Below are 22,569 nucleotides of genomic sequence, written 5' to 3' on the forward strand. Positions count from 1 at the left end.
ATGGTCTCACCAGTCCGTCTTGCGAACCACCGGGAGTGCGACACCACAGACTGACTCTGAGGCCGCTGCCATTGCGGCTCGTGCGGGAGCCTCTGCGGACACGGGAACCATGATGCCATCGTGCATCGGCAGCGCGGGTATGCCCTGCGCCATGAGGTCAGTGAGGACAGCCATCAGGACGCGACTCTCGGTGTACATGAGTTGGAGCGACAGGTCGGTCTCGAAGACCGGCTCAAGATGGGGATGGTGACGGGAGATCAACTCCCTCGCTCCCTTGAAAGTGACGCCCGGAGGTAGAAGCTCCTTGAGATCGGAAGAGGCTCTCCCGATCGTGGCGGCGGACGCGAGGAGCATCACAAAAGCCATCTTCACGGCTACCCTGCTGAGACCCTCCACTTCGTAGGGATCGCCATCGGGTGGTGTCTGTCCCACGTGCAGGTACGCCAGCCTCGGGAACATGCCGGAGAAATCCAGGTCTGCAACAGGCTCGCCATTGACCGTCAGGTGGTGCCGCTCCACGGCCTTCATTCGAAGCCAGAAGGCCCCATAGAGACGGCCGTGCAGGTCGAACGTGTGAGGATCGCCGACCTGACGGAGCTTGAAGTGCCGCCTCAAGTGGATCGGAGGCTGTCTAACTCCACGCAGCGCTATCGATTGGGAGTTCAGGAAGGCGTTCAGGCGGTTTATTTCGACGCGGAGGCGATGGGTCTCGTCGGTGTCAGCGTAGTCGATGAGGACAGGGAGCTGGGCGACACCGGCTATCTCGGGGGCATCGGGCCTCGCATTAAGTATCAGCGACTCCTCCACTTCCACCTTTACAAGAGCGGCCCCCGGTTCGACCACCTCCTGGATCCTGCTGCGTAACTCGCTGGCCGGCCAGACCGCGGTACGCTTCTGCTTGAAGACAGGCGGGAAGACGACAAGGAGGCCGGCTTGGCCCAGCGCCCTGATGACGCCGCCCAAATGCTTTTGCCCTGCGGGGTGGTAACGCGTCGCTCTACGCCGAGCCAAGGGCAAGTAGAGCTTTGCGCCGACGGACTTGAAGTGTTGCAGCTCGACGAGATTTGCAAGCAGCGCCCGTACGATCCGGTGGACGTTCATAGCCAGGTCGCGTCGTGGCACGTCGCGTGGGGAGAGATCTGCCAGTGCGACCAAAGCAAGTTGCTCCAGGACATCATCAAGCAGCCCGTCCCCGAGACCCAGCGCTGCGCAGTACTTCAAGTCTGATGAGGGGAGATGGTCGATCTCCTCATCCTCACCCAACACCTCGAGCTCAGACGTCATGTCGCGGTCAAAGGAGGACGTAGAGGCGAGCTATACGTATAGGGGACGGTTATCCTCCCGACAGGTAAATACTCACGGGATGTCATACGTTTTCGCTCGAGGACCCGATATTGCGAGTGACCACCTCGCCGATTTCTCGCCCTCCAAGCGCCACTGCGACGACGTCCTGAAGCCACTTCCCCATGTAGCGGAGCACCATGCCTTCCGACCGCGGATACTTCGAGGGCATTGCAAACCCAGACGAGGTCTTGTGGGTGCCGCTGGCGAGCCTGTGGACGGCCTTTGCGAGTTGCACCTGGCGGTACTCCCTCTGCCTGCCGTCTATGCCCTTTGCGTCGCAGCAGGCCGACACAGCGAGGATGCGCTCCAATACGAGCTCCGGCTTGGTCCCTGCGCCCCGGAGACGTGCGAACGCGATCTGTGCCCGCTCCTTTGCAGACTTCTCTTTCAGGCTGTACGCGTTGACCTCTGGCCCTGCCCCAGCAAGTCGCGCGGCGATCATCTGGACCGCCTTGCTGACGCGAACGTCATCCCCGTGCTTCCGGACCCACGCTGCGGCGCTTGCACGGTGCTCCTGCAGGTTCGCCAGTGTGAGGCTGCGAAACCAGTAGGAGCCGTGGCGCCGATGAAACTCGACGTGTTGCTTACAGTAGCGAGCTGAGTGGCCATTGCCGGCGGATGTCTGAGTGGGGCGGGCGCATCCCGGCAGCACGCACCTCTCCTGTGCACTCAGCCCCATGGGTCTCGAGCCATCGCACGGTCCCGAAGGTAGGCCTCCCTCGTGTCCGAAAGCCATGTTTCCCAATGCTCGTAGTCGGCGATCTTGTCCGCCCGTCCGCTGTTACGCATGACCCACTTCACACTGGTCTCGTCGCAGATGGCCTTGATCTCTTTCCATTCGTCGAGGCAGTGGGGGCGCTTGTCCCTGGAGTTCTTCCATCCATTCCGCACCCACCCGTCGTAGAATTTCGGGATCGTGTCTCGTACACTCGCATTTCTGGTGTGGACCTCAATCGGGAGGCCGACACCTCGAGCGAATCTCAAGCCTGCCAACACCGCCAGTACGTCTGCCCCAATGTTGCGGCCGTTGGTTGCGAGCGCCTCGCACTCACCATCGAGTAGGTTCTGCTGTGGCCCAGCCGCGGTGGTCCAATCCAGGCCGGCCGACCACACACCTGTCGGCGTCTGACGATGGGCAAAGTAGATGCCAACGGTCTTCAGCGTTAGGACGTCCATGGGCATATTTGAAGGCTCAAAGGGTGATGGCGCTGAGTGCTAAGTTGACCAATTCGCTCGTCATTTCAAGCCACTTCGTGCAGGCTCTGTCGCGGCCTTTCGGCGTCGGGCCAGCCGGGCAAGCGTGGATCGTGAGCAATCATTTGCCGCCATGATCGTGCTCCAGCTTAGGCCGGCCTCCAACATGGCGATGATGGCTGCGTTGCGCCTCGCGTTCTCCGGGCGTCCGGCGTACTTCCCGTCTGCCTTCGCTTTGGCGATGCCCTGGGACTGCCTGCGACGGCGGTCCTCGTAATCCTTGCGGGCAATTGCCGCCAACATGTCCAACAACATCCCGTTAATGGCCTCCGCCATCCGGGACGTGAACTCATCCTTTCCCGCCGTAGCGAGCTGCCAGGAGGTTGGGAGGTCTAGGGCAACTACCCTAAGTCCAATCCTTCGGATCTCGGCCCGGAGATGCTCCCAATCGGCCGCGTTGAGGCGGCTCAAGCGGTCCACTTGTTCGACCAACAAGATGTCGCCTGGCTCACTATCTTCTAGGAGCTTGAAGAGTTCGGGCCGCTTCAGGGACGCCCCACTCTCGTTCTCGACATAGCGTGTGGCAATGGCCAGGCCGCGGTCTTTCGCAAAGGCCTCAAGGTCGGCTCGAGACCGCGAGGCATCTTGCTCCTTAGTCGAGGCGCGAAGGTAAGCACGAACGAACACGATGACGCTCCGGTACGTTTTGCATGGTGTCAGAATCATCGGTTCGTTTAGGGTCTGTCAAGACCACTTATGACACTACCCACGAGATGGTTCGTTTGAGGTATACCCAAATGGCATCACCCTACAGCGGGCGCCTGCCATTGGCGCGTAGGGGCAGTCTCGTTGGACGACACTGCGATCGGCGGCCGTCTTCCAAAAATGAAGGCACCCCGGAGGGGGGAAACGTCGCGTCGCACTTCACGTATATGACGTCTTGCGCGAGCGACCCCAAATCCCGTCCGGGGTGTTCTGACGACTGACTTGGCTGCTACCCAGTCATTTTGAGCACCGACCCACAGCGCTACGCATGGGCTAACGATCGCCACGTTCCTTGAGCCACGCCTCATACAGGTCAACTATCGAGGGTCCTGGCGGACCTTTCGACGGCTTAGGCGGAGGAGGATAACGACGCAGGTGTGCTGTCGCACGCTGGCGTGCGGCGGCTCTGGCCGCGATGTAAACGTCCATCCCCATCTTCTTCAGCGATTGGGTGAGTTCGGGACCAAACGGGGCATACATGTACCAATCGGCCTTCCTGCGCTTGGCCGACGGTCGCCAAAGCTTTTTTGCCTGATCGCTCACTGGTCGACACCATCGCTATCCACGATCGGCGTCGTCGTCTCGACGCTAGGCCGGGTGTCGCATCGTAGGATGTGAAACGGGCCGATCCACCATGCGTGTGTGTCGAAGAGGTTCGCACGATGCTCGTGGCCGAAGTCCCACCTACTGAAATCGGTGATTGCGCACCAAAGCTCGATGCCAAAATGGTAGTGGCCCAACCGGATCGTTATCATGCCGGCATTCTCTCTTAATGTTGCAGAGGGGTACCCATATGAAGGGGGTTAAGCCTTTGGTCAACAAGGGCTTTGTGGTGGTTTTGGTAGTCGTGCCGGATTACTGATCCGGTGACAGCCTGATCAAGCCGCAGTGGTAGAAACTAAATCCGTGCGAGTTCCGCCTGCAAGTTCGTCAAAATCCACCACTTTGAGACACTCTGACGCAGGGCAAGAAAAAATCCGGCGCGTCTACCAGTTCCACCACTGCGCTAGGCGATTGCGGGCACCGCTTTGTACCAGTGCGGTGAGCGGAAGCACCCGTTCGCCGGAGGCGAATTTAAGAAGGCCATCCGGTGAGCTGCGCCGATCATGAACTCGGTGGACAAACGCAAATTTCGAAAGCGGGACAGCTGAAGGTCGTCTGACTTCTCCCATAGCAAGTGGTCCGCGGCAATTTGTGCAACCACTGCGAAGATGTCCATCTGGGCCGATGGAACACGGACGTTTCCCAGCATTCGAACCATGTGGTCCACGTGCTGCAGTGCGGGATTTGAGGCTATTCGGTACTCATGTACTGCAGCTTGAGCCAATGCTTGCTGCGAGCCTATCTGGACGTGAAAAACGGGATGGCCGGCACGGTGTTCGTCCATGTCGAAGTGGGCTCCGAAAACATGCTCGAGCGAGTTCCCGCGTCGGCGGAAGTAGCCAACCTCTGTCCCGAAGTTCTTTGTTTTTAGCGGCAACGCAAAGTCAGGCCCCTCGAAGGATAACCAGCCCATGAGCACCACAAACAGTTCGTCGGAGGCAGCGTTTGCTTTCTCAGGCAGGTTGAAGACTACCGGTCCAAACTCGAACTTCACAGTGTCGGCCCCGCCATCAGCATGACGGAATACGTCGTGCGGCGAACTGGGTCTCACCTTCGCGGACGGACGCAGCTTTTCAAGTTGTGCGATGGCCTCGTTCCAAGCCTGCACTACATGCCTATGCACCTGTATAGAGTTTCGGTCCACTCGCTGCCTCAGATGCCCAATACAGGCGCCCACTCGTCATAGAAATCGCGCTCGACACGGGTGAGCTGTGCCCCGGGCGGGATCCAACTACTCGAGGCAACCGAGCAGTCAGCCCTTTCGCAGACAGCCCTCTGGGTGAATGGGCACCAGAAGCCCCCCTTGGTACCACCGCATCGAGGGCACTGGTGGGTAGCGAGCTGCCTGCCAACGATCTGACCCGCGACGGCTCGATTGTAGTCGCCAAAACCGTCAAAGTTGCCTTCAATGTCGGCTGCCGACTGATCCAGAATTTCGTCGACACCACTACGCCAAAAGTAGTCACCGATCTCGGCGAAGGGCCCGCTATACCTTGCATGATCAAACAGCGGGGTTAGGTTGGGAGCGTCAGCTTCGCTTGTGCCGAGGTAAGCTACCAAAGCGGGAACAGAAAGAAGTGGTCCTGGGTACTTCAGGATCGAATTTACCAGAACATGGCCCAGCACGTACGTTAGAAGACGAATCTTGTCCTCATTCACAGGTTCAGCGTCTCCTGCGAACTCCTGAAGTCTCTGAATTAGAGATGGGTTGGCTGAGCCCAATCGGCCCATGTACAGCGCAAGGGCCCCGTCAAGCTCGGGGCGCTCGAAGAGCGCGGCCAAAACCTGCGATAGACTTGCACCGTCCGCGACTACCTCGGGCTTTTCCGTGAGGGAAGTCGTGATAGCTCTGAAGCCACGGTAGCACGCAACGATAAATGGAGCTGCCACCGCGTCCTGGGGGGAAACCCGCAATTCAAAGAGGCTAGGTTCCTTGGGAAGTGCGTTGTGCAGTCCCCGCGAAAAGTCACCGACGGGTTTGAGCTTAGCTTGGCACCAACTCACAATAGTCGGGCCGAAGAGGCCATTCACAGACGTCGAGAGATCGTAGTCGGTGATGACCAGCACTGCATCCTCGAGCCGTTCCTCTAGCGCCGCCCGAAGGTCCACGTCGCCGGCTGTGGGGCGCCAGGCTACAATCGCCGCCTCATTGGCGCCAATGATCTGCCGGAGTGCCCCGGCGAGGTTGTCAAGATTTGCCTGATTATCGTCGATGAGAAGGATCGAAGGCATCAGACCTCCTCAACTTCGGCCGCGGGCAACCGCACAGATACGCAGGTCGCGAAACCGGGCGGTGCTTCTGTGAAGTCGATGCGCCCGCCAAAAGCGGCGACGCCTTGTCGTACCAACGCCAATCCTAACCCCATCCCAGAGCCTAGAGGATCGTTGCGCGACTGGGTCGTGGTAAAGAGCGGGTCGAACACTCTCTCACGGAGGGCTTCCGGTACCCCCACGCCGGTATCGGACACCTCCAAGAAGTGCCACCGACCCTCATTCCATGCCCGAAACGCAATCGCCCCTCCCTTACGGCCCAACCTGGATGTAACGGCCTTTAGGGCATTCGTATAGAGATTAAGAGCTATTCCGTTGTAAAGAGAAACTGGCACTCTTGGCGCCATTGTTGTTGGTTCGATAGTTATCTCGACTTCAATACCGCGCTCTTCAGCATACTTTCCAAAAATGCGCTTCACCTGCTGGATCCGTGGCTTAGCTGGATATGGGCGATCAGGCGCCGTCTTAGCGCCTTGAACATAGCCTGACGAATAGGTCACGAACTCTTTCAATTGACGAATGTGGTCGTCAAAGCGCTTGGCTATCGGCTCAAACTGCGGCGCCTGCTCCGCAAGTTTAACGAGATCCGTTTGCGTGACCTCCAACTCTTGCAGCGCTACGCCAAACTCGTGTGTCATGAAGCCGGCCACAACGCCGAGCAAACTCATCACCTCAAGTTGACGCTCTCGCTCTCGAGCCGACTCGTCCTGACGTTCCGCAAGGTGCTGTGTTTCCGCCAGCGCCGCGACAATACGGGCCTTGTCAGGTGCACGAATGTGGGGATTTGCCTGAACCTCGGATATAGCACTTTTCGTCTTGTCGCGAATGCTCGACAAAAGTACCTGACGTGCCGCCTCTTCTTCCTCAACTTGTAGGCGGCGATCGGCTACGGCCAGCGCCTCAACACTACCTCGCACCAGGTCCCATAGTTGGGCGAATGCATCGTTAGCAATAAAACCTTCTCGATCCGCTGCGGCGATAAGCCCCTCCGCCTTACCCTCTCGCAGATCGGCGTTGCGGACGCCCTCGACTTGTACCAGTCCGACTAGCTGAAGACCCTGCGGCAGCCGGAGCATCCAATTCGCGGATGGATCAGAACGGACGGCGTCGGCCATCGGGAAATGCTTCTTAGCGATGGATGAGCGCGGGTCTCTTGTGTTTACGGCATTGTCCGCAGCCAATTGGAGCCAGTCATCCCCTCGTGAGCCATAAGGCTTGACTCGGAAGTGTCGATCAAACACCGCTATCCCGCTGTTCTCCTTAATCCAGGTTTGAGCGAGGCGACCATCGACTGGCATGTTGGTGAAGGTGCCGGTCCTTCTCGGAAAGAACCGGATGTCCGCATAGACCTCGCCTATAGAGCTGGGATATGTGTCTAAAACCTGAAGGTAAGGCTGGCTGTTGCCGCCCTTGAAAACCCTCAAATCGAGTCGACCATCTTTGAAACGCAGTCGCGAGCGAAGGACGTATCCTCGCAGAATCTGCGCAGCGACGTCCTTCCCCTCGGGGTCCGCACCTTCAAGATTGAGGATGAAGCCGGGATCTGCAGCGCCGAGTATGTCATCGCCGGCGTCAAAGTCGTCACCACCAGTAGCCGTGCGGAACAGAGAGCGAAGTGGACTAAGTATTCCGAGAGATGCCGTCCGTATTGACTTGAGGTCGAGTTGCAGTGCCGGCTTGCGAATGGCGGTGATCTGCAGAGTGGTCCCGAGTTTTGCGTCCTCATCCGCGATCTTGAGGGAGTACGGAACTTTAACGCTGTCGAGGTCCTCGGTGATGTCGAAACGGGGCCAATCGAACGATGCAGTAAGTTGCGTCTTTGCACCTCGAGCCTCGTCGTACGCTACGGTCGTCAAATCCAGCTTCTGGCCGAGAAATCGAACGGCGAAACGGCCAATCCCTTTTTCGCCAGTGATGGCGCGATGGAAGTGTGGGGTGAGCCGGAGCCCCTCTTTTGCGCTCGTTCCTACTCTCATCCAACCCCCGACAAACTGATCGAGGGTCATCCCAGAGCCGTCGTCGGTCACGGTGATGGATTTGCGTCCATCCAAACGTACGACGCATTCCGTAGCATCGGCGTCGTAGGCATTCTTGATGAGTTCGACGAGAGCGACCTCAGGCTCTTTGACCAGCCGCTCACCCAACTCTCGCAGGACACGGCTTTCTATGGTGAAGGTGATCTCGCCTTTGTCCAACAAGCCTAGCTCTGGCGGCATAACTCCTCCGAGAACTGCGCCGCAAACAGCGCATTTAGCTGGTTGATCTCTACCTTCTTGAGGCCGTGAGAGTGTGACACAACGCGATCATCAAGATCTGCGCCTCCAAGTCCGCCGACAATGTGAGCTACCTGTTGAGGGCTCGCACCATAGATGCCGCATACACTGCCGACGGCTTTAGCCCCAATCTCGTTCGCCACCACCTTGGGAAACGCCTTGGTAAAACTTTGAGAGATTAGTGCCACAGGGGTGTCGGGATATTTGAAGCGCCACCAATCCTTTCGTTCCATGCAGGTTGCAGTCTGATAGTCAGAAGCAGGCACGGCGTCTAAATACGCTTGCAGTCGATCAGTCGGTTCTCGATCAGTACGGATAAGCCAACACTTTGCGCCAGCATCGAGGTAGTGGCGAGCAAACGCTTCTTCGTCCAGCGACGCCATACCCGCGGGCACTGGGCGAAGCGTCGTAACACACCGGACAACGTCGCGCGTGCGGTGGAGGCCAAATCGTACGCGCTGCCCTTCCGTTAGGGTAAGCACCTTCTGAGTGCCAGGACTGAGACCCCGAATGGCATGCGGCAGCTCGCGGTTGACGCCGGCCCTCGTTAGGTAAGGCAGGACACCTAGTTCGCTGCCACTGGGCGACCTGAGTTCGTCGAAGTCGCCATCGACGTTCTCTTCGAAGTAGGACCACGATCCATCCTTCTTGGACTTGTCGACGATTGTAATAGAGGATGTTGTCAGGACGTCTGAGAAAGTGTGATCCATGAGCCGATAGACACGAACAGCCCATCCCTTGCTTCGAATTAGCTCCCGAAGCTCCTTTGCGGAAGGTCGAGAAACCCATTCATAGGGAATGACCAACGCACAAAGGCCATCCGACTTAGTGCTGGCTAGAGACAGCAGGAAGAAGTACTGCCAAGCGTTTGCCAAGCCTGAGATCGCCACCCCAGTTCTCCGAGCGAGGATCCCTGAGGCCCGCTGCCGCCATCCCTCTGGGAGGTCCTGGTTTCTCACGAATGGCGGGTTTCCGATGCTAAGATCGGCAGTGTCGACTGTGTCTGTAAAGGCGCAACGGTATTGGAGCTCCGCATTCGAGGGCAGCGCAGCGCCCGACGCACGCTTCTCATCGATTTCGTAACCGACGTACCGGCGATACTTTCCGTGACGAGCGAAGCGGCCGTCACCGGCACCGAAGTCGACGACAGTCCCAATGGCGGTCCGATATTGACCGACAAGTCGCCAAGTTGTCTCCACTAGATCATCCGGCGTGTCGACTTGACACCGATCGAGATACAGCGAAACACGATCCCATGGGCCCCAGTCTTTGGTGAGAGCCGCCGCGCCCGCTAGATTCATGATTACCCTATTGACCACAGCGGATGCGCTAGGCACCCTTCCCCTCGTATAAAGTAGACGTGCGACGGCCGACCGGCAAGCTTGCTGGGCCACATTGTTCTGGCCAGTGTCGTCATTTTTCTTTTCGTGATCCCCTCACAGTGAGCCCTGGCGGGACGGCCATACGTTGGAAGCTCGGCCCCAGCCCAGGATCAGCCATGATGGAGGCGGGGAATTCGTCATGAAGGAAGACATCCTCAGACGCGGAGACGTCGAGGGTGCGCATCGCGGCAGGAGCGCTCCGGTTGTCCATCTTAAGGTCGAAGGTGAGTCCGCAGACGATGAATCTCCAGAAGCGGATGTTCGCCTCCTGATACCTGAATGGGAGGGCGCCGAAATTCACAGCCTCACCGTTTGGTAGGCGGTAGGAGTGCCGAGCAACCAGCAGAAGCGAGGAGAAGGGCTCGCCTCCAAATAAAGTACCCTCGAGTTTGCTAGCGTAGGGCCCTAACCAGTCCTTCGGCCGCCCCTTGCTTCTTGATGCGGCGGTCCTCCAGACGCAAGCGAAAGCGAAATCCAGCAGCAATCTGGGATTGGGGTTATTAGCACTGAAGAGCCTCTTCCCCGCGCCAACTGCGGACTGAACCTGCCGACAGAAATGGACTCCGTACTTGTCGCACCGCGCAAGCATCGCCTCGTGTTCTGAGCAGAGGATAGTACCGTCCCACTCGCCCGACTGAATAGCGCGGTAGCCAGTGTCGTCTTTGCGCCCGGCTACGAAGGGGCGTCCAGGCCGCTTCATGTCGTGAAATATAGCCCGGGGAATTAGGTGAGATTTGACGGTCGGTTCGCTACCACAAACAACACATCCCATAACCGTGCCCTACCAAGCGCTTGCGTTACCAGAGTGGAGACCGACTAGTTGGCAATCTTACATCCTGGTCTACCAAGAAGACACCGGCTCCGACCTTCTTGCAGGAGCTACAAACAACAGCTACAAATTGATTTCCAAGAAGCCCGGAATTCCTCGGCTTTTGGCACTGCGGTTAGGTTTCAATCCTCTCTTGCAGCACCACCCTACCCCGTTGAAATCACTATTTGTATTGCGTTCCCAAGGGTTTCACCCACTCTTGGACCCACATTCATGTTACATAGGCGGTAGCAACGTGGCGGGCAAAACCAAATTTCTGCTCTATCGGGACGGTCGCTACTACGCACGGCGAGTGGTGCCCACGGCCTTGCGGGCGATTGTGGGCGCTGGCGAACTCAGGGCACCTTTGGGGCCTGATCGCAAGCGTGCGCTTGATAGGCACCCATTTGAGCTGGTCAAGATCAATGCCCGGATCGATCACGCTAGGGAGGTCCTGCACGCCCGCATGGACGCTGAGGGCGATCATGCTCGAACCGCCGCCATGCCAATGACCGTCGAGGAGCTCGCCCGAAATCACTACCAGCTGCGGTTGGTCCAGGATGAACAGTGGCGCAATGCCGGACCGACCTGGGCTTCGATCTCCATCGATGATGGCTATGTCGAAGCTCTGCGACAAATTGTGATCGGAACAATGCATGACGAGGAGATCCGTGAAGCGCTCGGTGATGTTCTGGACCGTCTTGTGAGGCGCGGCAATCTGGACGCCACTCAATTTTCTTCTGGCTGGCGGCAGGCCGCCCGAGCGATCGCTGCTGCTGAGCTTAGCGCCCTTGAGATCGTGGATGCCCGGGACGGGGGGTCGCCGGCACCCGAGGTGCACCCGGTGCACCTGCAGCCGTTGCGGATCGATGCCGAAGAGACAGAGTTTATGCCCCCGATCTCGCTAAGGGGTTTGCTGGATGACCACCTGAGGCACCTTGAGGCCAGTGGAAGGGGACGCGCCGGACGTAAGGCCTGGCCCAGGATTTTTGAGAATCTCATCTCTTTCTTGGTCCGGGAGCGAGGCCTGAGCGGAAGCCAGGTTCGACAAGCTGATGATGCCCGGCGGCTTGAAACAGAGGAGATAATCGCATGGCGCGATGAGATTGCCGGGCGGCTGAGCACCAAAACAATCAAAGACGTTTGGTTGGCTGCACTGCGGTCAGTGTTGAGGCACGCGGTCGAGGATCGCAAGATCGCAGACAATCCGGCAGCGATGGTTAGGGTGCGTGACCTGAGCCCCTGGATCTCCTCCAGATTTTGGTAGAGTCCGCCGCATTAGGGGGCGGACGGATGAAGCGCAGCAGGTTCAACGAAGAGCAGATCATTGCGATCTTGAAGGAACAGGAGGCCGGGCTGGGGACGGCCGACCTGTGCCGCAAGCATGGGATCGGCAGTGCCACCTTCTACAAGTGGAAGGCCAAGTATGGTGGCCTGGAAGTGTCCGATGCCCGTCGGCTGAAGGCACTCGAGGACGAGAACACTCGGCTCAAGAAGCTTCTGGCCGAGGCAATGCTGGACAACGCCATCCTCAAGGATGTCGCTGCAAAAAAATGGTGACGCCCGACGCGAAGCGGGATGCGGTGGCCCATGCCTGCCTGGTGCATGGCGTGAGCCAGCGGCGGGCGTGTGAAGCTCTCGAAGTTGACCGATCGAGTGTCAGGTATCGCAGCCTGCGGCCGGACGATCGGGAACTGCGTGAGGCGATGAAGGCAGTCGCGTCACAACGCCGGCGGTTCGGCTACCGCCGCATCCACGTGATGCTGCAGCGGCAGGGCATCGACATGAACATCAAGAAGCTCAGGCGGCTCTATGGCGAGGAGAGACTGCAGGTGCGCAAGCGCGGCGGTCGCAAACGGGCCTTGGGCACGAGGCGCCCGATGATCGTGCCGGACCAGCCGAACCAGCGCTGGAGCCTCGACTTCGTCTCCGATGCCTTCACCGATGGTCGCCGCTTCCGGGTGCTGGCCGTCGTCGACAATCATACGCGCGAGTGCCTGGCTCTGGTCGCCGATACCGCGCTCTCGGGTAGGCGTGTGGTGCGCGAGCTCGATACCATCATTGCTCGCCGCGGTCGGCCCCTGACGGTGGTCAGCGACAACGGCACCGAGTTCACCAGCATGGCGATCCTGCGCTGGACCCAGGACCGCCAGATCGACTGGCACTACATCGCTCCCGGCAAGCCCATGCAGAACGGCCTCATCGAGAGCTTCAACGGCAGCTTCCGCGATGAATGTCTCAACGAGACGCTGTTCTCGTCACTGGCTGAGGCTCGGGACCGGATCAGCGCATGGAAGGAGGACTATAACACCCAGCGACCACACTCCTCGCTGGGCAATCTCACGCCCAACGAGTTCGCCACGCAACTGGCACTGGAAAAGCAGGCCGCATAGGGCCAAAACATCAACCAAGGACTCTCCTCAAAGCCGGAGGGAACTTGGGGCTCAGGTCAGGCATTTTTCCGCTGCCTTTGGGCGAACAAACTTGGTCCCCTCTTGTTGCAGAGCATCAGGCCGCCTACTCGACTCGGCTGATAGCCCCGTCAGAAATGATCTCCCTTGGCCGGGCGCACCGCAGTTTGAGTCGGTTAGCTTTTAGTTAAGGCCGTGATGCAGAATAGCAACGTCGACGGAATGAATTGCACGATGGCATTGCTACCTAGCCCGAATGGGACCTGTATGCGTTTGGGCGTAGTAGGTGAGGGGTTCACATGTTCAGTCGTCGATTCTTGAGCGTTCTATTGGGCACGGTGAGCGCGCTCGCATGGGGCGCAGCAGCACATGCTGCGGACCTGATGCTCTCGCCCATTCCGATTGCTGAAGATAACTATCCGCTCAGCGCTGTGTCTGCTGTGAACGGGAAGTGGGAGTTCGATGCTGGCGCGATGTCTCCGGGCAACGCCGCATTTCGCGCCGCTGGCTCGCTGAGCCTTCCTGTGGGTGACCGCTTCGGGCTTCAGGCCGACGTGATGGCAACCCTCAATAGCGCTGGCATCAACTATGGTGGCGCGTTGCATGCCTTCACCCGCGATCCTTCGCTCTACCTCGCCGGTGTCACGGCCGGTATCGTATTCGCACCAGGTGCACGCCTCGCAGCGATCGGTCCAGAGGCTGAACTCTATCTCGACCGCATCAGTCTTGAAGGTTGGGCCGGCTACGCCGCCATCGATTACGTTAATCCACTGACGCCGGACGTCAGCGGGCTGTTTGGAATTGGTGACATCGCCTATTATGCAACCGACGATTGGCGCTTCGAACTCGGCGTCAGCTCCATCTTGGGGGACAATGCGGCCCATATCGGCACCGAATACCTTTTCCGTGACTTCGGCACGCCATTGTCGCTGACTGCCGATGCGAGCGCGCATGCCAGCGGGGCCTATATCTTCACGGTCGGCCTAAAGGGTTATATCGGCGGAAACGACGATCAGAAGTCGCTCATCGATCGCCACCGTCAGGACGATCCGCCGAACCGCGCGCTCGATCTGTTCGGCGCGGCGGCAAACGTGATCAACAAGACGACAGCGGCAACAACGCCGACGCCGACCGATCCTGAGTTGTTGGATTGCCAGGCCAATCTTCCTGGTCCCTATTCCAACTCAACCTATGTGACCGATGGTGAGGGCGCTTGTGTCCTAATCGTTGAATAATCGATAGAATTAGGCTGGCTTGGAACTTCAGACTGAGGCTGAATAGAATTCATTGACGTAGTCGCTGATCTTACCAGACACACCGTTTGACGGAATGCTCGCGACGCGGACAAACTTGACCTCCGCATCGTCAAAATACTCAGCGAAGAAGATATCTTTGAAGGTCTGCTCATCCGGCTGGCTTTCAGGTGTCTTTGGAAGATACCGCACCTCGTAGGCATTTGGTCCGGTCTGCGCCAATTGCATCATCGTGCAGTTGAGCGCAGACCGTGCTGCTTTAGGCAACAGCCGAGAGATGGCTCGACCGTCGGGATGCCTGAAGATCGCAGACACCCGACCGACGACCTTTTCGATTGTCCGCGAGGTTCGACCACAGGCACATGCCGGGCCGAACCGGGCGATATCGCCCTGATCGTAGCGGATCAGTGGCTGTGCGGTTGAATAGAATGGCGTAACAACAACCCGTCCTTGAACGCCCGGCGCGCACGGCTGACCATGCTCGTCGATTATTTCGAACAGCAAGTTCTCTTCGTTGACATGCAGCGTTCCCAGTTCGCAGGGGTGCGCACCCTGCCCCATCTCCTTTGAGCTGTAGTGCTCCATGATCCTGGCGCCGAAGACACGCTTGCACGCGGCATAGTCTTCCTCGTCGCATCCCTCGCCTTGCGCAAGAATGGCATCGAGATGAATGTTCACTCCCAGTCGGGCCGCCTCCAGAGCAATGGCGTGCGCAGTCTTGGCGCCGACGTTGAAATAGACGCAGTCGTTTCGCTGCATGAACTCAAGTGTCTGTTCGGCCGGCGTTCCTTTGTAGATCATCCAGGCCGTGCCGGTGGAGCTTGAAAGCCATGGCGGCCCCCACTTCCCGACCAGACGGCCGTCTGGCCAAGGTGCCTTGCCCGCATCAACCTCCTGCCGCGAACAGATGTTCCGGCGCCAGTCGAACCCCAGGCGACGGTGCCCTCGCCATCGTGCCGCGTTGTCTGCCAACCCCTGCAACGCTGTGTTGGTCACGGTGATAGGGATGCCGCTGGATCCGGAGCTACTGGCCTGACCCACGGGCCCATGTCCGTCGGGCAGCACGCGGGCATGCAGAGCAGCGATGTGATCGACAAGGTCCTGCCGTTTTAGGATCGGAACCTCGAGCCACCTAGAAAGGTCGATGTCGCCTACCCCGTCGATGAGGACATCGAGCCGGGTTGCGTAAAAGTCTGTATTTTGCCTGGCGTGCCGAACGAGCTGGACAAGCTGGGAGTGCTGATAGCGAGCAATTTCCTCGACCGGCCACCACTGACTGTCCTCGAGCATTTCGAAAAAATGCTGTTGCAGGTTGCTCCTGTTCATTGAGGGTCCGTCAGCTCGTTGACATACTCAATGAACTTACCGGCCTTTGTCGGACCCAAGTGCTCCATTGGTCGAAACGCCAGACGAGCATCCGGGAAAAAGATGCTGTGAAACAGCTCGGTGAAGGCGGTTTCGTCAGCCACCCCGTTTGGCACGTAGCGTATTTCAAATTCCAGCGGCCCCACCTGCGCCAACTGCCAGAGCCCACACTGCAGGATAGACTTTGCCTGAACCGGAAAGAAGCGGCAGATCGCCCGTCCGTCGGGGTGGGTGAAGACGGCGGTGGCCCTTCCCAGGATTCTGCCAAGAGTGCGTGAATGCCTTCCGCAGGCACAGGGCGGCCCAAACTGGGCGATGTCGCCGAGCTGGTAGCGGATGAGTGGTTGTGCGGTGAAGGAGAATGGCGTGATCGTCACGCGCCCCGGAACCCCAGTTGGACACGCGCTGCCATCCTCATCGAGGATTTCCAACAGCACAGCCTCTTCAGCGACATGCAATGTTCCCAGTTCGCATGGATGGGCCATATGCCCGCCCTCCTTGGCGCTATAGAGTTCGAGGGCACGCGCGCCGAACACCCGCTTGAACACCTCTCGATCTACGGTGTCGCATGCCTCTCCCTGGGTGAGCACGGCGTCGATGGAGACCTCGAGCCCCAACCGCTCACACTCCAGCGCAAACACATGCATCGCCTTAGGCCCGCGATTGACATAGCGGCTGCCAGTGGCTCGCAGGAACGCCGCCATGTCGACAGTGTCGTGATCCTTGGCGACAGCCCACGAAATCCCCGTAGACTCCGCCTTCCAGGGCGGCCCCCATGGGCCAAGCTTTCTTGCACTGTTCTTTGGCACCTTTCCGGCGTCCAGTTGCCAGATGACCTGATCCTGGCGCCAATCGAGCCCGTTCCACTCCTGAAAGCGCCATCGAAGCGCGGTATTAGCGAGCGTCGTGAGTCCGTTTACCGTGACCTCGATCGGAATGCCGCTCGATCCTGAGGACTTGAACACAGCCGTTTCTCCGTGCCCCGGCGGCACGGCAGTTGCAAGCATCGCGGCGCGGTTTTGCTGCAGGTCACGACGCGTCACGACTGGGAGCTCGGCCCACCTATCCCAGTTGAGCTCTCCGTCTCGGCGTAGCGCTGGTTCGAGCTTGTCGAGGTAGAACGGCACGTTTCGGGAAGCGTGCGCAAGCAGCTGGCTAAGCTGACTGGCCTGGTAGTCACGGATCGACCGCGAGGACCACCATTGGCTGTCCATCAGCATCTCGAAGAATTGTTGCTGCAGACTGACACCAGCATCCATCGGGGAAGCAACAGCCTTGCGCATTCGTCTGTCAAGAGAGGTGTCCGTGTATCAAGCCGCAGACCTTGCTCTGGTGGACTCTAGAGTAAGCTCTGCTGGATCGGCAGGCGCAGCGGATCGCCACCCTCCGGCTCGCCGTCGAGCACGGGCAGCCACTTCAGCGGCCTCTCCGCCACCACCGTGAGAGACCCATCCGGCAATGGCCGCTGCAGCGTCTTCGCCTCGCTCCATGGTGCTCGTAGCCAGACGTCCCATTCCTCTTCTGTAGTAAGGATCACCGGCATCGCCTTGCGGTGGATCGGTTTGACCTCCGCGTTCGGCGCTGTGGTGAAGAAGGCAAAGACCTCATGGTCCAATGGTCCCTCATCCTTGCGGCGGATGCCGTTCCATGGCGTCCAGAGGCCGGCAAAGAATGATACCGGCGCGTCTTCGCCAAGAGCAAACCAGGCCCAACCGGTCTTGCCGTCTGTCAGCTTGGTCGGCTCCGAAAACCGGTTCCAGGGCACCAGGCAGCGATGCTCGACGCCCAGATACCCCTTCCAGTCGTCGAACCAGGGGTGCCGGATGTTCGTCGTGCCCTTGTTAACCTTGGTCGGATCTGCTGGCTGCTTGAGCGATGGCAGGCCCCAGCGTGCCAGCTTCATCACTCGCCGATTCTCAGTCGCGGTGCAGATCGGGGCAAAGTAGTCCGGATAGACGCCATAGAGCGGAGGCACGTTGCGATTGACGCGCTCCCAGCTGGCGCGGAGCGCCTGCATCGCCTCGGTCGTGGTGGTGACATTGTAGAGGTTGCACATACCGGCATAGTTGCCCGAGCCGGTTCCGAGCCCACAATCCCTAGTGGCTTGCGTTCCTATTTTGTTCTCATCATTCTCCTCGCATGGTCAGGATGCGCGGAGACACGACAAAATACGGGTTGCCGCCGGATGGCGGCACCATACGGCCGATCGAGCCCCCGTGGGATGCACACCTGCAACTCCTTGTTGGGCTGTGGCTGGAGGGGCATTGCGCCTGCGGCAGGCAGATCTACTCACTGCGCCAAATGGCGGGCAACGTTGGCTGGACGCAGACGCTGCGGACTGTGATCCCGCGCCTCCGATGCAAGACCTGCGAGCAGCGTCCGGCAGCGCTGAAGCTGATCGATGACCCAACCGCGGGCACGCCGGGCAGGATTGGCGGCGGAAGCCGGTGGGAGCTTCCACTGGGTCCGTAAGTAGCTGAGGAAGTCCCCTCCCTCGTGCTTCTTGCTTAGGCGGGTCGGACTAGTTCATCGCCTTTCAGACAGTTTTAAGATCCGGACGAGGACGCGACGGCCGGTCAATGCCGATGGCGAGGTGGTCACGCAAACTCCGGGGAAGGTGGAGGTTCGCAAGGGAGCGCTAGAAGTGTTCTGCCCTTAGGCCACCTCAGGTAGGCTTGCGCATCTGCAAAGTCTGGGATTCCTCGTTGACTGGCCCGAGACGAACACCCGCTAGAAGGTTTTCTGACCGGGGATGGTGCGCTGGCCCCACCGTGAACTCGTTGATCGTTATGTTATCGGTCTGATCAATCGCGAACGCCGCAACCGGCGCAATCCGTTTGGTAACGATGCCATACTTGTCGCAGATGCCATGCATCGTTTCGGCCGTCTTCTTGGCGCTGATCGTCCTGAGTTTCGGGCAGCGCCGTTAGGCTATCGCGCCATTGACCATGCGGATCTGGCGGCGGCAGGCGGCGGCGACCTTGTCGTCATGCGTCGAGATTAGGTAGCTGGTGCGCTCGGCCTCGCTGATTTCAGCAATCAGGTCGAGCACCTGCTGAGCCGAGTCCTTGTCGAGGCTGCCGGTCGGCTCGTCGGCGAGGACGAGTTCGGGCCGGTTCATCAGAGCGCGTGCAATGGCGACACGCTGTTTCTGCCCACCCGAGAGCTGCGTCGCGAGGTAGTTGGCACGTGTTTCGAGCCCGACGCGGACCAGCAGCTCACGCGCCCGATCCCGGGCCGCCGCCGTCTCACGGCCATCGCGCAGGGACGAGGGAAAGGCCACGTTCTCGACGGCGGTGAAATCGGGCAGCAGGTGGTGGAACTGGAAGACAAAGCCGATGTGGGCGTTGCGGAACTCGGTGAGTTCGGCGTCACTGGCACTCATCAGATCCTGGCCGATCATTCTGTGGGCGCCCGAAGTGGCGCGGGCCAGAGTGCCGAGGATGGTGAGCAGCGTGCTCTTACCGGAGCCCGAGGGACCGAGCAGGGCACAGAGTTCGCCCGGCACGAGAGTAAGATCGAGCCCCTTGAGCACCTGGGTTTCGACTTCGCCATCGGTGAAGGTCTTGACCAGATCGCGGACGACCACCAGCGGTTCTTCGGTCATTGCGAGATCACCGTGACCGGCTCGACACGTGACGCAGCGCGCGACGGAAGGATGGACGCGAGGGTGGCGGCGATCGCTGTCAGGGCAATGGCGAGGTCGTAAGCGCCCAGCCGCACGTCGACCGGCAGGCCGCCCGGCGGCGCCAGTTCGGGCACCGGGAACGGCGATAGGGCGGCAAAGCCGAGCCCTGCCCCCATGAGCCCGCCGATTATGCCGATCAGCGCACCCTGGACGATGAAGACCGTGGTGACGAAACGCCGGCTCGCACCCATGGCCCGCATGATCCCGATCTCGGGGCGGCGCCGGTAGGTCGAGAGCGACAACGCACTAGCGACGCCAATGATAATGGTGATCAGCGCAAAAGCCTTGATCAGCGTCCCCGAACTGCCCTGCGCCCGGAGCCCATCGAGCAGCTGCGCATTGTTGGCCGTCCATGGCGTCGCCTCAAGTCCGGTTTCGGCGGCAAGCCGGTCGGCGACGCGCTCGGCGTCGTAGAGGTCCCAAAGCTTGACCTCGATCCGCGACAGGCCCTGCGGGATCTCGAATAGCGTTCGCGCCGCCGAAAGGCTGACAAAGGCCGCGCGGCTATCTAGCGCCTCCACACCGATCTCGAAGAGTCCCCCAACGACGAAGGATCGATCGATGCCGCGGTCCGACTGCAGCCGCACGACCTGCCCGACGCCCACTCCCAGATCGGCAGCAAGCTTGTTGCCGAGCAGGACCGTCGAGCTGGTGAGGTCGGCGGTGCCGCCGGTCAGCCGGCTCGCCAGATCGGCGATGGCCGAGGCCTTGTTTGGCTCGACGCCTGTAACGGACACGGCAGCGCGGATCTGACCGCGGATCATGAAGCCATTGCCCACCACCTGGGGTGAGAACGCCTCGACCTCGGGCATCGCCTCGATGACGGGGAGGAAGGCATCGGCCGTGCGTAGCACTTCGCGCTGCGAGGTAGAGCGTTGCCGCACGAGCAGCAGCGTCTGATCGCCACCCGCCGTGATGGCGTCGGCCACACGATCGGGCGCCTCGATGGTGACATGCGAGATGTCGCCAACGGTGCGCTGCACGAGAAACACCGCTAGCCCGCCGATCAGCGCGCTCATGAACACGAAGACAAAGACGCCGACGGCAACGCCGGTGATCAGCAGCGCCGTCTGGCTCTTGTTGGCGGTCAGGTAGCGGAAGGCGACCTTGAGGACGAACGGCATCTCATGACTCCGAGGGCGTGACAGCCTGGCCGGGGGTGACGGTCGAGGGATCGAGGATGACCTGCTCGCCCGCCGCCAGCCCCTCTGTGATCTCGAGCCGGTCGGCCGGCCAGTCGACAAAGCGCACATCGCGCTCCTGGGCGACGCCATCCTTGACCACGAGGACGAAGGCGCGGGCTCCTTCGGTCGCAAGCGCCCCGCGCGGCACTGAGAGGGCGTCGACATTTTCCGCCACGATGACATTAGCGTTCACGGTGAGGCCAATGGGGAGGGACACCGGAACGTCGAAGTTGATCTTGATCGCCCGGCCGCCGGTCTGCGGATCGACGCTGGGCGCGGCAAAGGTCACCTTGCCCGACTGCGAAGCGGTCCCACCGGCGGGCTTGAGCAACGCGGCCAGACCCGTGCGGACCTGCGAGGAGTAGAGTTCGTCGACATCGGTCTCGACCAGAAGTTCAGAGAGATCGGCGATGGTAAAGAGCTGCGACTGGAGATCGACGAGCTGCCCCTCCTCAGCGCCGCGCTCCAGCACGACGCCGTCGAAGGGGGCGCGGAAGGAGTATTGTTCGAGGAGGTTCTCGGACTGGTCGAGCACTGCCTGGAGGCGCGACACTTCGTTTTCGGCGGCACGAAACGCCGTCTCGGCATTGTCGAGCGTAGCGCGGGTAACATTGTCGCCCAGCGCCTGGGCGCGTTCGAGATCGGTCCGCGCCTGATCGCGCCGCACCTGACCCGCCTCGAGGGCAGCGTAGGCCTGATCGACCTGCAGCTTCTGCTGGCTAGTATCGAGCTGGGCGAGCAGCTGGCCGGCCGTAACGGCATCGCCGACATCGACAAGCACGGAAATGGCGCGAGCCTGGACCGTCGAACGCATGGCGACGGTGCGCTTGGCGGCAACGCGTCCATTGACGGCTAGCACCTGCGACAGTGGGCCGGTCGCGAGAGTCTCGACCTTGACCGCAAGAGGTCTCTTTTCCCAGGGCCGAGCGATTGCGGCATAGCCGCCGACACCGACTGCAAGCACCAGCAGAAGCGCCGCCCAGCCGAACTTGCGGCGCCGTCTTCCGGTCTTGGCCTGTGCCATCGCGATAATTCCTTATTACAGTCGATATACAGAACGTAACGGATCGCGTATTAGAAGGGAAGCACCTTCGCTAGAGGAATCAAATGGCACGTCCCACCGGCAGCCGGGACAAGCAGTTCGACGAACGCCGCCGCGCCCTTATTGCGCTGTCGCGCCGGCACCTTGCCAAGCCCGAAGGCCGCAATGCCAGCTGGCGCGACCTAGCCGCTGCCTGTGGCGTGTCGCCCTCGACGCTCGCCCATTATTTCGTCGACCGGCAGACGCTGATCGAGTCCATCCTCGAACAGGCAAGGCATGAAGGCGATGTCTACCTCGTGGCCGCGTCACAGCCTAGCGGACCTTTTCGCGAGTCCGTCACCGTGCTGGTCAGCATGCTCGGCCAGGGTCTTGACCGGGGCGTCCTGTCGCTACAGGTGCTGGGACTGACCGAAGGCCTCGCCAGCGCCAACGCCGGATTGGCCTATCTGGGGCATCACCTCGAGCCCGTCCTCGGTGCTATCGCGGCCCGACTCGGCGCGCATGTCGAGCGCGGTGAGATGCGCCGGACCGAAACGCGCTTTGCTGCCATTGCCCTACTCGCACCGATGGTCATTGCCCGCCTCCATCAAGCCGAACTAGGTGGCAAAGGCTGCTATCCGATGTCGCTGGCCGCATTCGACGCCGCGCATGCCGATGCCTTCATTCGCGGGCATGACGCGGCACCGAACAGGCAGTAGCTATTACCGTCGGGTGGCACCACCTAGGCGGGCGCCAGATTCCGCTGGCGTTCCAAACGATCGTTGCCGCACTCAGACTGTGAAAGGCCATCGGTGGATGGAATAGGATTCGGGGGTATCAGGGCCCAAGAGGCAGAGCCCACTAGGCCTCCAATCCGCACACATTTTCTCACCCACCACACTGTTACAACACACGACATAAGTCATTGTTTTTGCTGACTCATCGAGAGTTCAATCCTCTCTTGCAGCACCATTTTTCTCAAACGATGGACTTCGTGAGTCTGGATG

18 protein-coding genes are annotated in these 22,569 nt (G+C 60.1%); 4 read left to right on the plus strand and 14 right to left on the minus strand.

The window, feature by feature from the left end:
* Nucleotides 1-6: 6 nt before the first annotated feature.
* The 8 genes from AC0L4C_RS00495 to AC0L4C_RS00530 all read right to left on the minus strand — a co-directional run bounded on the left by AC0L4C_RS00495 (nucleotide 7) and on the right by AC0L4C_RS00530 (nucleotide 9,751).
* Nucleotides 7-1,284, minus strand: coding sequence for a hypothetical protein (locus AC0L4C_RS00495; protein WP_473401555.1), 1,278 nt, complete (start codon nucleotides 1,282-1,284; stop codon nucleotides 7-9).
* Between the two features lie 82 nt (nucleotides 1,285-1,366).
* The gene (locus tag AC0L4C_RS00500) at nucleotides 1,367-1,786 is read right to left on the minus strand and encodes a hypothetical protein (protein ID WP_473401556.1); all 420 of its coding nucleotides are present in this window, start codon (nucleotides 1,784-1,786) and stop codon (nucleotides 1,367-1,369) included.
* A 227-nt stretch (nucleotides 1,787-2,013) separates the two neighbouring features.
* Complete coding sequence (locus AC0L4C_RS00505; protein WP_473401557.1) at nucleotides 2,014-2,526, minus strand: hypothetical protein; 513 nt, start codon at nucleotides 2,524-2,526, stop codon at nucleotides 2,014-2,016.
* Nucleotides 2,527-2,580: 54 nt separating this feature from the next.
* Complete coding sequence (locus AC0L4C_RS00510) at nucleotides 2,581-3,225, minus strand: recombinase family protein (protein ID WP_473401558.1); 645 nt, start codon at nucleotides 3,223-3,225, stop codon at nucleotides 2,581-2,583.
* A gap of 1,084 nt (nucleotides 3,226-4,309) precedes the next feature.
* Entirely contained in the window at nucleotides 4,310-4,900 is a 591-nt protein-coding gene (locus tag AC0L4C_RS00515; protein ID WP_473401559.1) for a hypothetical protein, read from the minus strand.
* A gap of 158 nt (nucleotides 4,901-5,058) precedes the next feature.
* The gene (locus AC0L4C_RS00520) at nucleotides 5,059-6,138 is read right to left on the minus strand and encodes a hypothetical protein (RefSeq protein ID WP_473401560.1); all 1,080 of its coding nucleotides are present in this window, start codon (nucleotides 6,136-6,138) and stop codon (nucleotides 5,059-5,061) included.
* Nucleotides 6,138-8,372 carry a sensor histidine kinase gene (locus AC0L4C_RS00525; RefSeq protein WP_473403570.1) on the minus strand — a complete coding sequence of 745 codons (2,235 nt, stop codon included), beginning with the start codon at nucleotides 8,370-8,372 and terminating at the stop codon, nucleotides 6,138-6,140. Before AC0L4C_RS00525 ends, AC0L4C_RS00520 begins: the two co-directional genes overlap by 1 nt.
* Nucleotides 8,373-8,377: 5 nt before the next feature.
* Nucleotides 8,378-9,751 (minus strand): Eco57I restriction-modification methylase domain-containing protein, encoded by a 1,374-nt coding sequence (locus AC0L4C_RS00530; protein ID WP_473401561.1) that lies wholly within the window; start codon nucleotides 9,749-9,751, stop codon nucleotides 8,378-8,380.
* A 1,145-nt stretch (nucleotides 9,752-10,896) separates the two neighbouring features.
* On the opposite strand from AC0L4C_RS00530, the gene AC0L4C_RS00535 reads away from it, so the two are divergent.
* The 3 genes from AC0L4C_RS00535 (at nucleotide 10,897) to AC0L4C_RS00545 (ending at nucleotide 14,286) form a co-directional block, all read left to right on the plus strand.
* Complete coding sequence (locus tag AC0L4C_RS00535; RefSeq protein WP_473401562.1) at nucleotides 10,897-11,907, plus strand: hypothetical protein; 1,011 nt, start codon at nucleotides 10,897-10,899, stop codon at nucleotides 11,905-11,907.
* Nucleotides 11,908-11,933: 26 nt separating this feature from the next.
* Nucleotides 11,934-13,033, plus strand: a protein-coding gene (locus tag AC0L4C_RS00540) for an IS3 family transposase (protein ID WP_473399812.1) whose coding sequence is annotated in 2 segments (ribosomal slippage) — nucleotides 11,934-12,186 and nucleotides 12,186-13,033 — 1,101 coding nt in all. Because the reading frame shifts where the segments join, the coding sequence is not laid out codon by codon here.
* 317 nt (nucleotides 13,034-13,350) lie between these two features.
* A complete protein-coding gene (locus tag AC0L4C_RS00545; protein ID WP_473401563.1) occupies nucleotides 13,351-14,286 on the plus strand; it encodes a hypothetical protein in 936 nt (311 codons plus the stop codon).
* Nucleotides 14,287-14,313: 27 nt separating this feature from the next.
* Here AC0L4C_RS00545 and AC0L4C_RS00550 read toward each other — a convergent pair whose 3' ends face one another.
* The 6 genes from AC0L4C_RS00550 to AC0L4C_RS00575 all read right to left on the minus strand — a co-directional run bounded on the left by AC0L4C_RS00550 (nucleotide 14,314) and on the right by AC0L4C_RS00575 (nucleotide 21,565).
* A complete protein-coding gene (locus AC0L4C_RS00550; RefSeq protein WP_473403588.1) occupies nucleotides 14,314-15,630 on the minus strand; it encodes a phenylacetate--CoA ligase family protein in 1,317 nt (438 codons plus the stop codon).
* Nucleotides 15,627-16,952, minus strand: a complete 1,326-nt coding sequence (locus AC0L4C_RS00555; RefSeq protein ID WP_473401564.1) for a phenylacetate--CoA ligase family protein — start codon at nucleotides 16,950-16,952, stop codon at nucleotides 15,627-15,629. The genes AC0L4C_RS00550 and AC0L4C_RS00555 overlap by 4 nt, the downstream gene beginning before the upstream one ends.
* 56 nt (nucleotides 16,953-17,008) lie before the next feature.
* The gene (locus AC0L4C_RS00560; RefSeq protein ID WP_473401565.1) at nucleotides 17,009-17,725 is read right to left on the minus strand and encodes an SOS response-associated peptidase; all 717 of its coding nucleotides are present in this window, start codon (nucleotides 17,723-17,725) and stop codon (nucleotides 17,009-17,011) included.
* Nucleotides 17,726-18,595: 870 nt separating this feature from the next.
* The gene (locus AC0L4C_RS00565) at nucleotides 18,596-19,276 is read right to left on the minus strand and encodes an ABC transporter ATP-binding protein (RefSeq protein WP_473401567.1); all 681 of its coding nucleotides are present in this window, start codon (nucleotides 19,274-19,276) and stop codon (nucleotides 18,596-18,598) included.
* Entirely contained in the window at nucleotides 19,273-20,481 is a 1,209-nt protein-coding gene (locus AC0L4C_RS00570; RefSeq protein ID WP_473401568.1) for an ABC transporter permease, read from the minus strand. The genes AC0L4C_RS00565 and AC0L4C_RS00570 overlap by 4 nt, the downstream gene beginning before the upstream one ends.
* Nucleotide 20,482: 1 nt before the next feature.
* The gene (locus tag AC0L4C_RS00575; protein ID WP_473401569.1) at nucleotides 20,483-21,565 is read right to left on the minus strand and encodes an efflux RND transporter periplasmic adaptor subunit; all 1,083 of its coding nucleotides are present in this window, start codon (nucleotides 21,563-21,565) and stop codon (nucleotides 20,483-20,485) included.
* Between the two features lie 83 nt (nucleotides 21,566-21,648).
* Between AC0L4C_RS00575 and AC0L4C_RS00580 the strand changes: the two genes are divergently transcribed.
* On the plus strand, nucleotides 21,649-22,281 hold the full coding sequence (locus AC0L4C_RS00580) for a TetR/AcrR family transcriptional regulator (protein ID WP_473401570.1): 633 nt from the start codon (nucleotides 21,649-21,651) through the stop codon (nucleotides 22,279-22,281).
* Nucleotides 22,282-22,569 lie beyond the last annotated feature (288 nt).

It is taken from the genome of Devosia sp. J20-27 (assembly GCF_055808595.1).

Bases quoted from the DNA above. Each gene is read 5' to 3' on its own strand.
- AC0L4C_RS00495 (WP_473401555.1), bottom strand. From the start codon at position 1,284: ATGACGTCTGAGCTCGAGGTGTTGGGTGAGGATGAGGAGATCGACCAT.
- AC0L4C_RS00500 (WP_473401556.1), bottom strand. From the start codon at position 1,786: ATGATCGCCGCGCGACTTGCTGGGGCAGGGCCAGAGGTCAACGCGTAC.
- AC0L4C_RS00505 (WP_473401557.1), bottom strand. From the start codon at position 2,526: ATGCCCATGGACGTCCTAACGCTGAAGACCGTTGGCATCTACTTTGCC.
- AC0L4C_RS00520 (WP_473401560.1), bottom strand. From the start codon at position 6,138: ATGCCTTCGATCCTTCTCATCGACGATAATCAGGCAAATCTTGACAAC.
- AC0L4C_RS00530 (WP_473401561.1), bottom strand. From the start codon at position 9,751: ATGAATCTAGCGGGCGCGGCGGCTCTCACCAAAGACTGGGGCCCATGG.
- AC0L4C_RS00545 (WP_473401563.1), top strand. From the start codon at position 13,351: ATGTTCAGTCGTCGATTCTTGAGCGTTCTATTGGGCACGGTGAGCGCG.
- AC0L4C_RS00550 (WP_473403588.1), bottom strand. From the start codon at position 15,630: ATGAACAGGAGCAACCTGCAACAGCATTTTTTCGAAATGCTCGAGGAC.
- AC0L4C_RS00555 (WP_473401564.1), bottom strand. From the start codon at position 16,952: ATGCGCAAGGCTGTTGCTTCCCCGATGGATGCTGGTGTCAGTCTGCAG.
- AC0L4C_RS00560 (WP_473401565.1), bottom strand. From the start codon at position 17,725: ATGTGCAACCTCTACAATGTCACCACCACGACCGAGGCGATGCAGGCG.
- AC0L4C_RS00565 (WP_473401567.1), bottom strand. From the start codon at position 19,276: ATGACCGAAGAACCGCTGGTGGTCGTCCGCGATCTGGTCAAGACCTTC.
- AC0L4C_RS00570 (WP_473401568.1), bottom strand. From the start codon at position 20,481: ATGCCGTTCGTCCTCAAGGTCGCCTTCCGCTACCTGACCGCCAACAAG.
- AC0L4C_RS00575 (WP_473401569.1), bottom strand. From the start codon at position 21,565: ATGGCACAGGCCAAGACCGGAAGACGGCGCCGCAAGTTCGGCTGGGCG.
- AC0L4C_RS00580 (WP_473401570.1), top strand. From the start codon at position 21,649: ATGGCACGTCCCACCGGCAGCCGGGACAAGCAGTTCGACGAACGCCGC.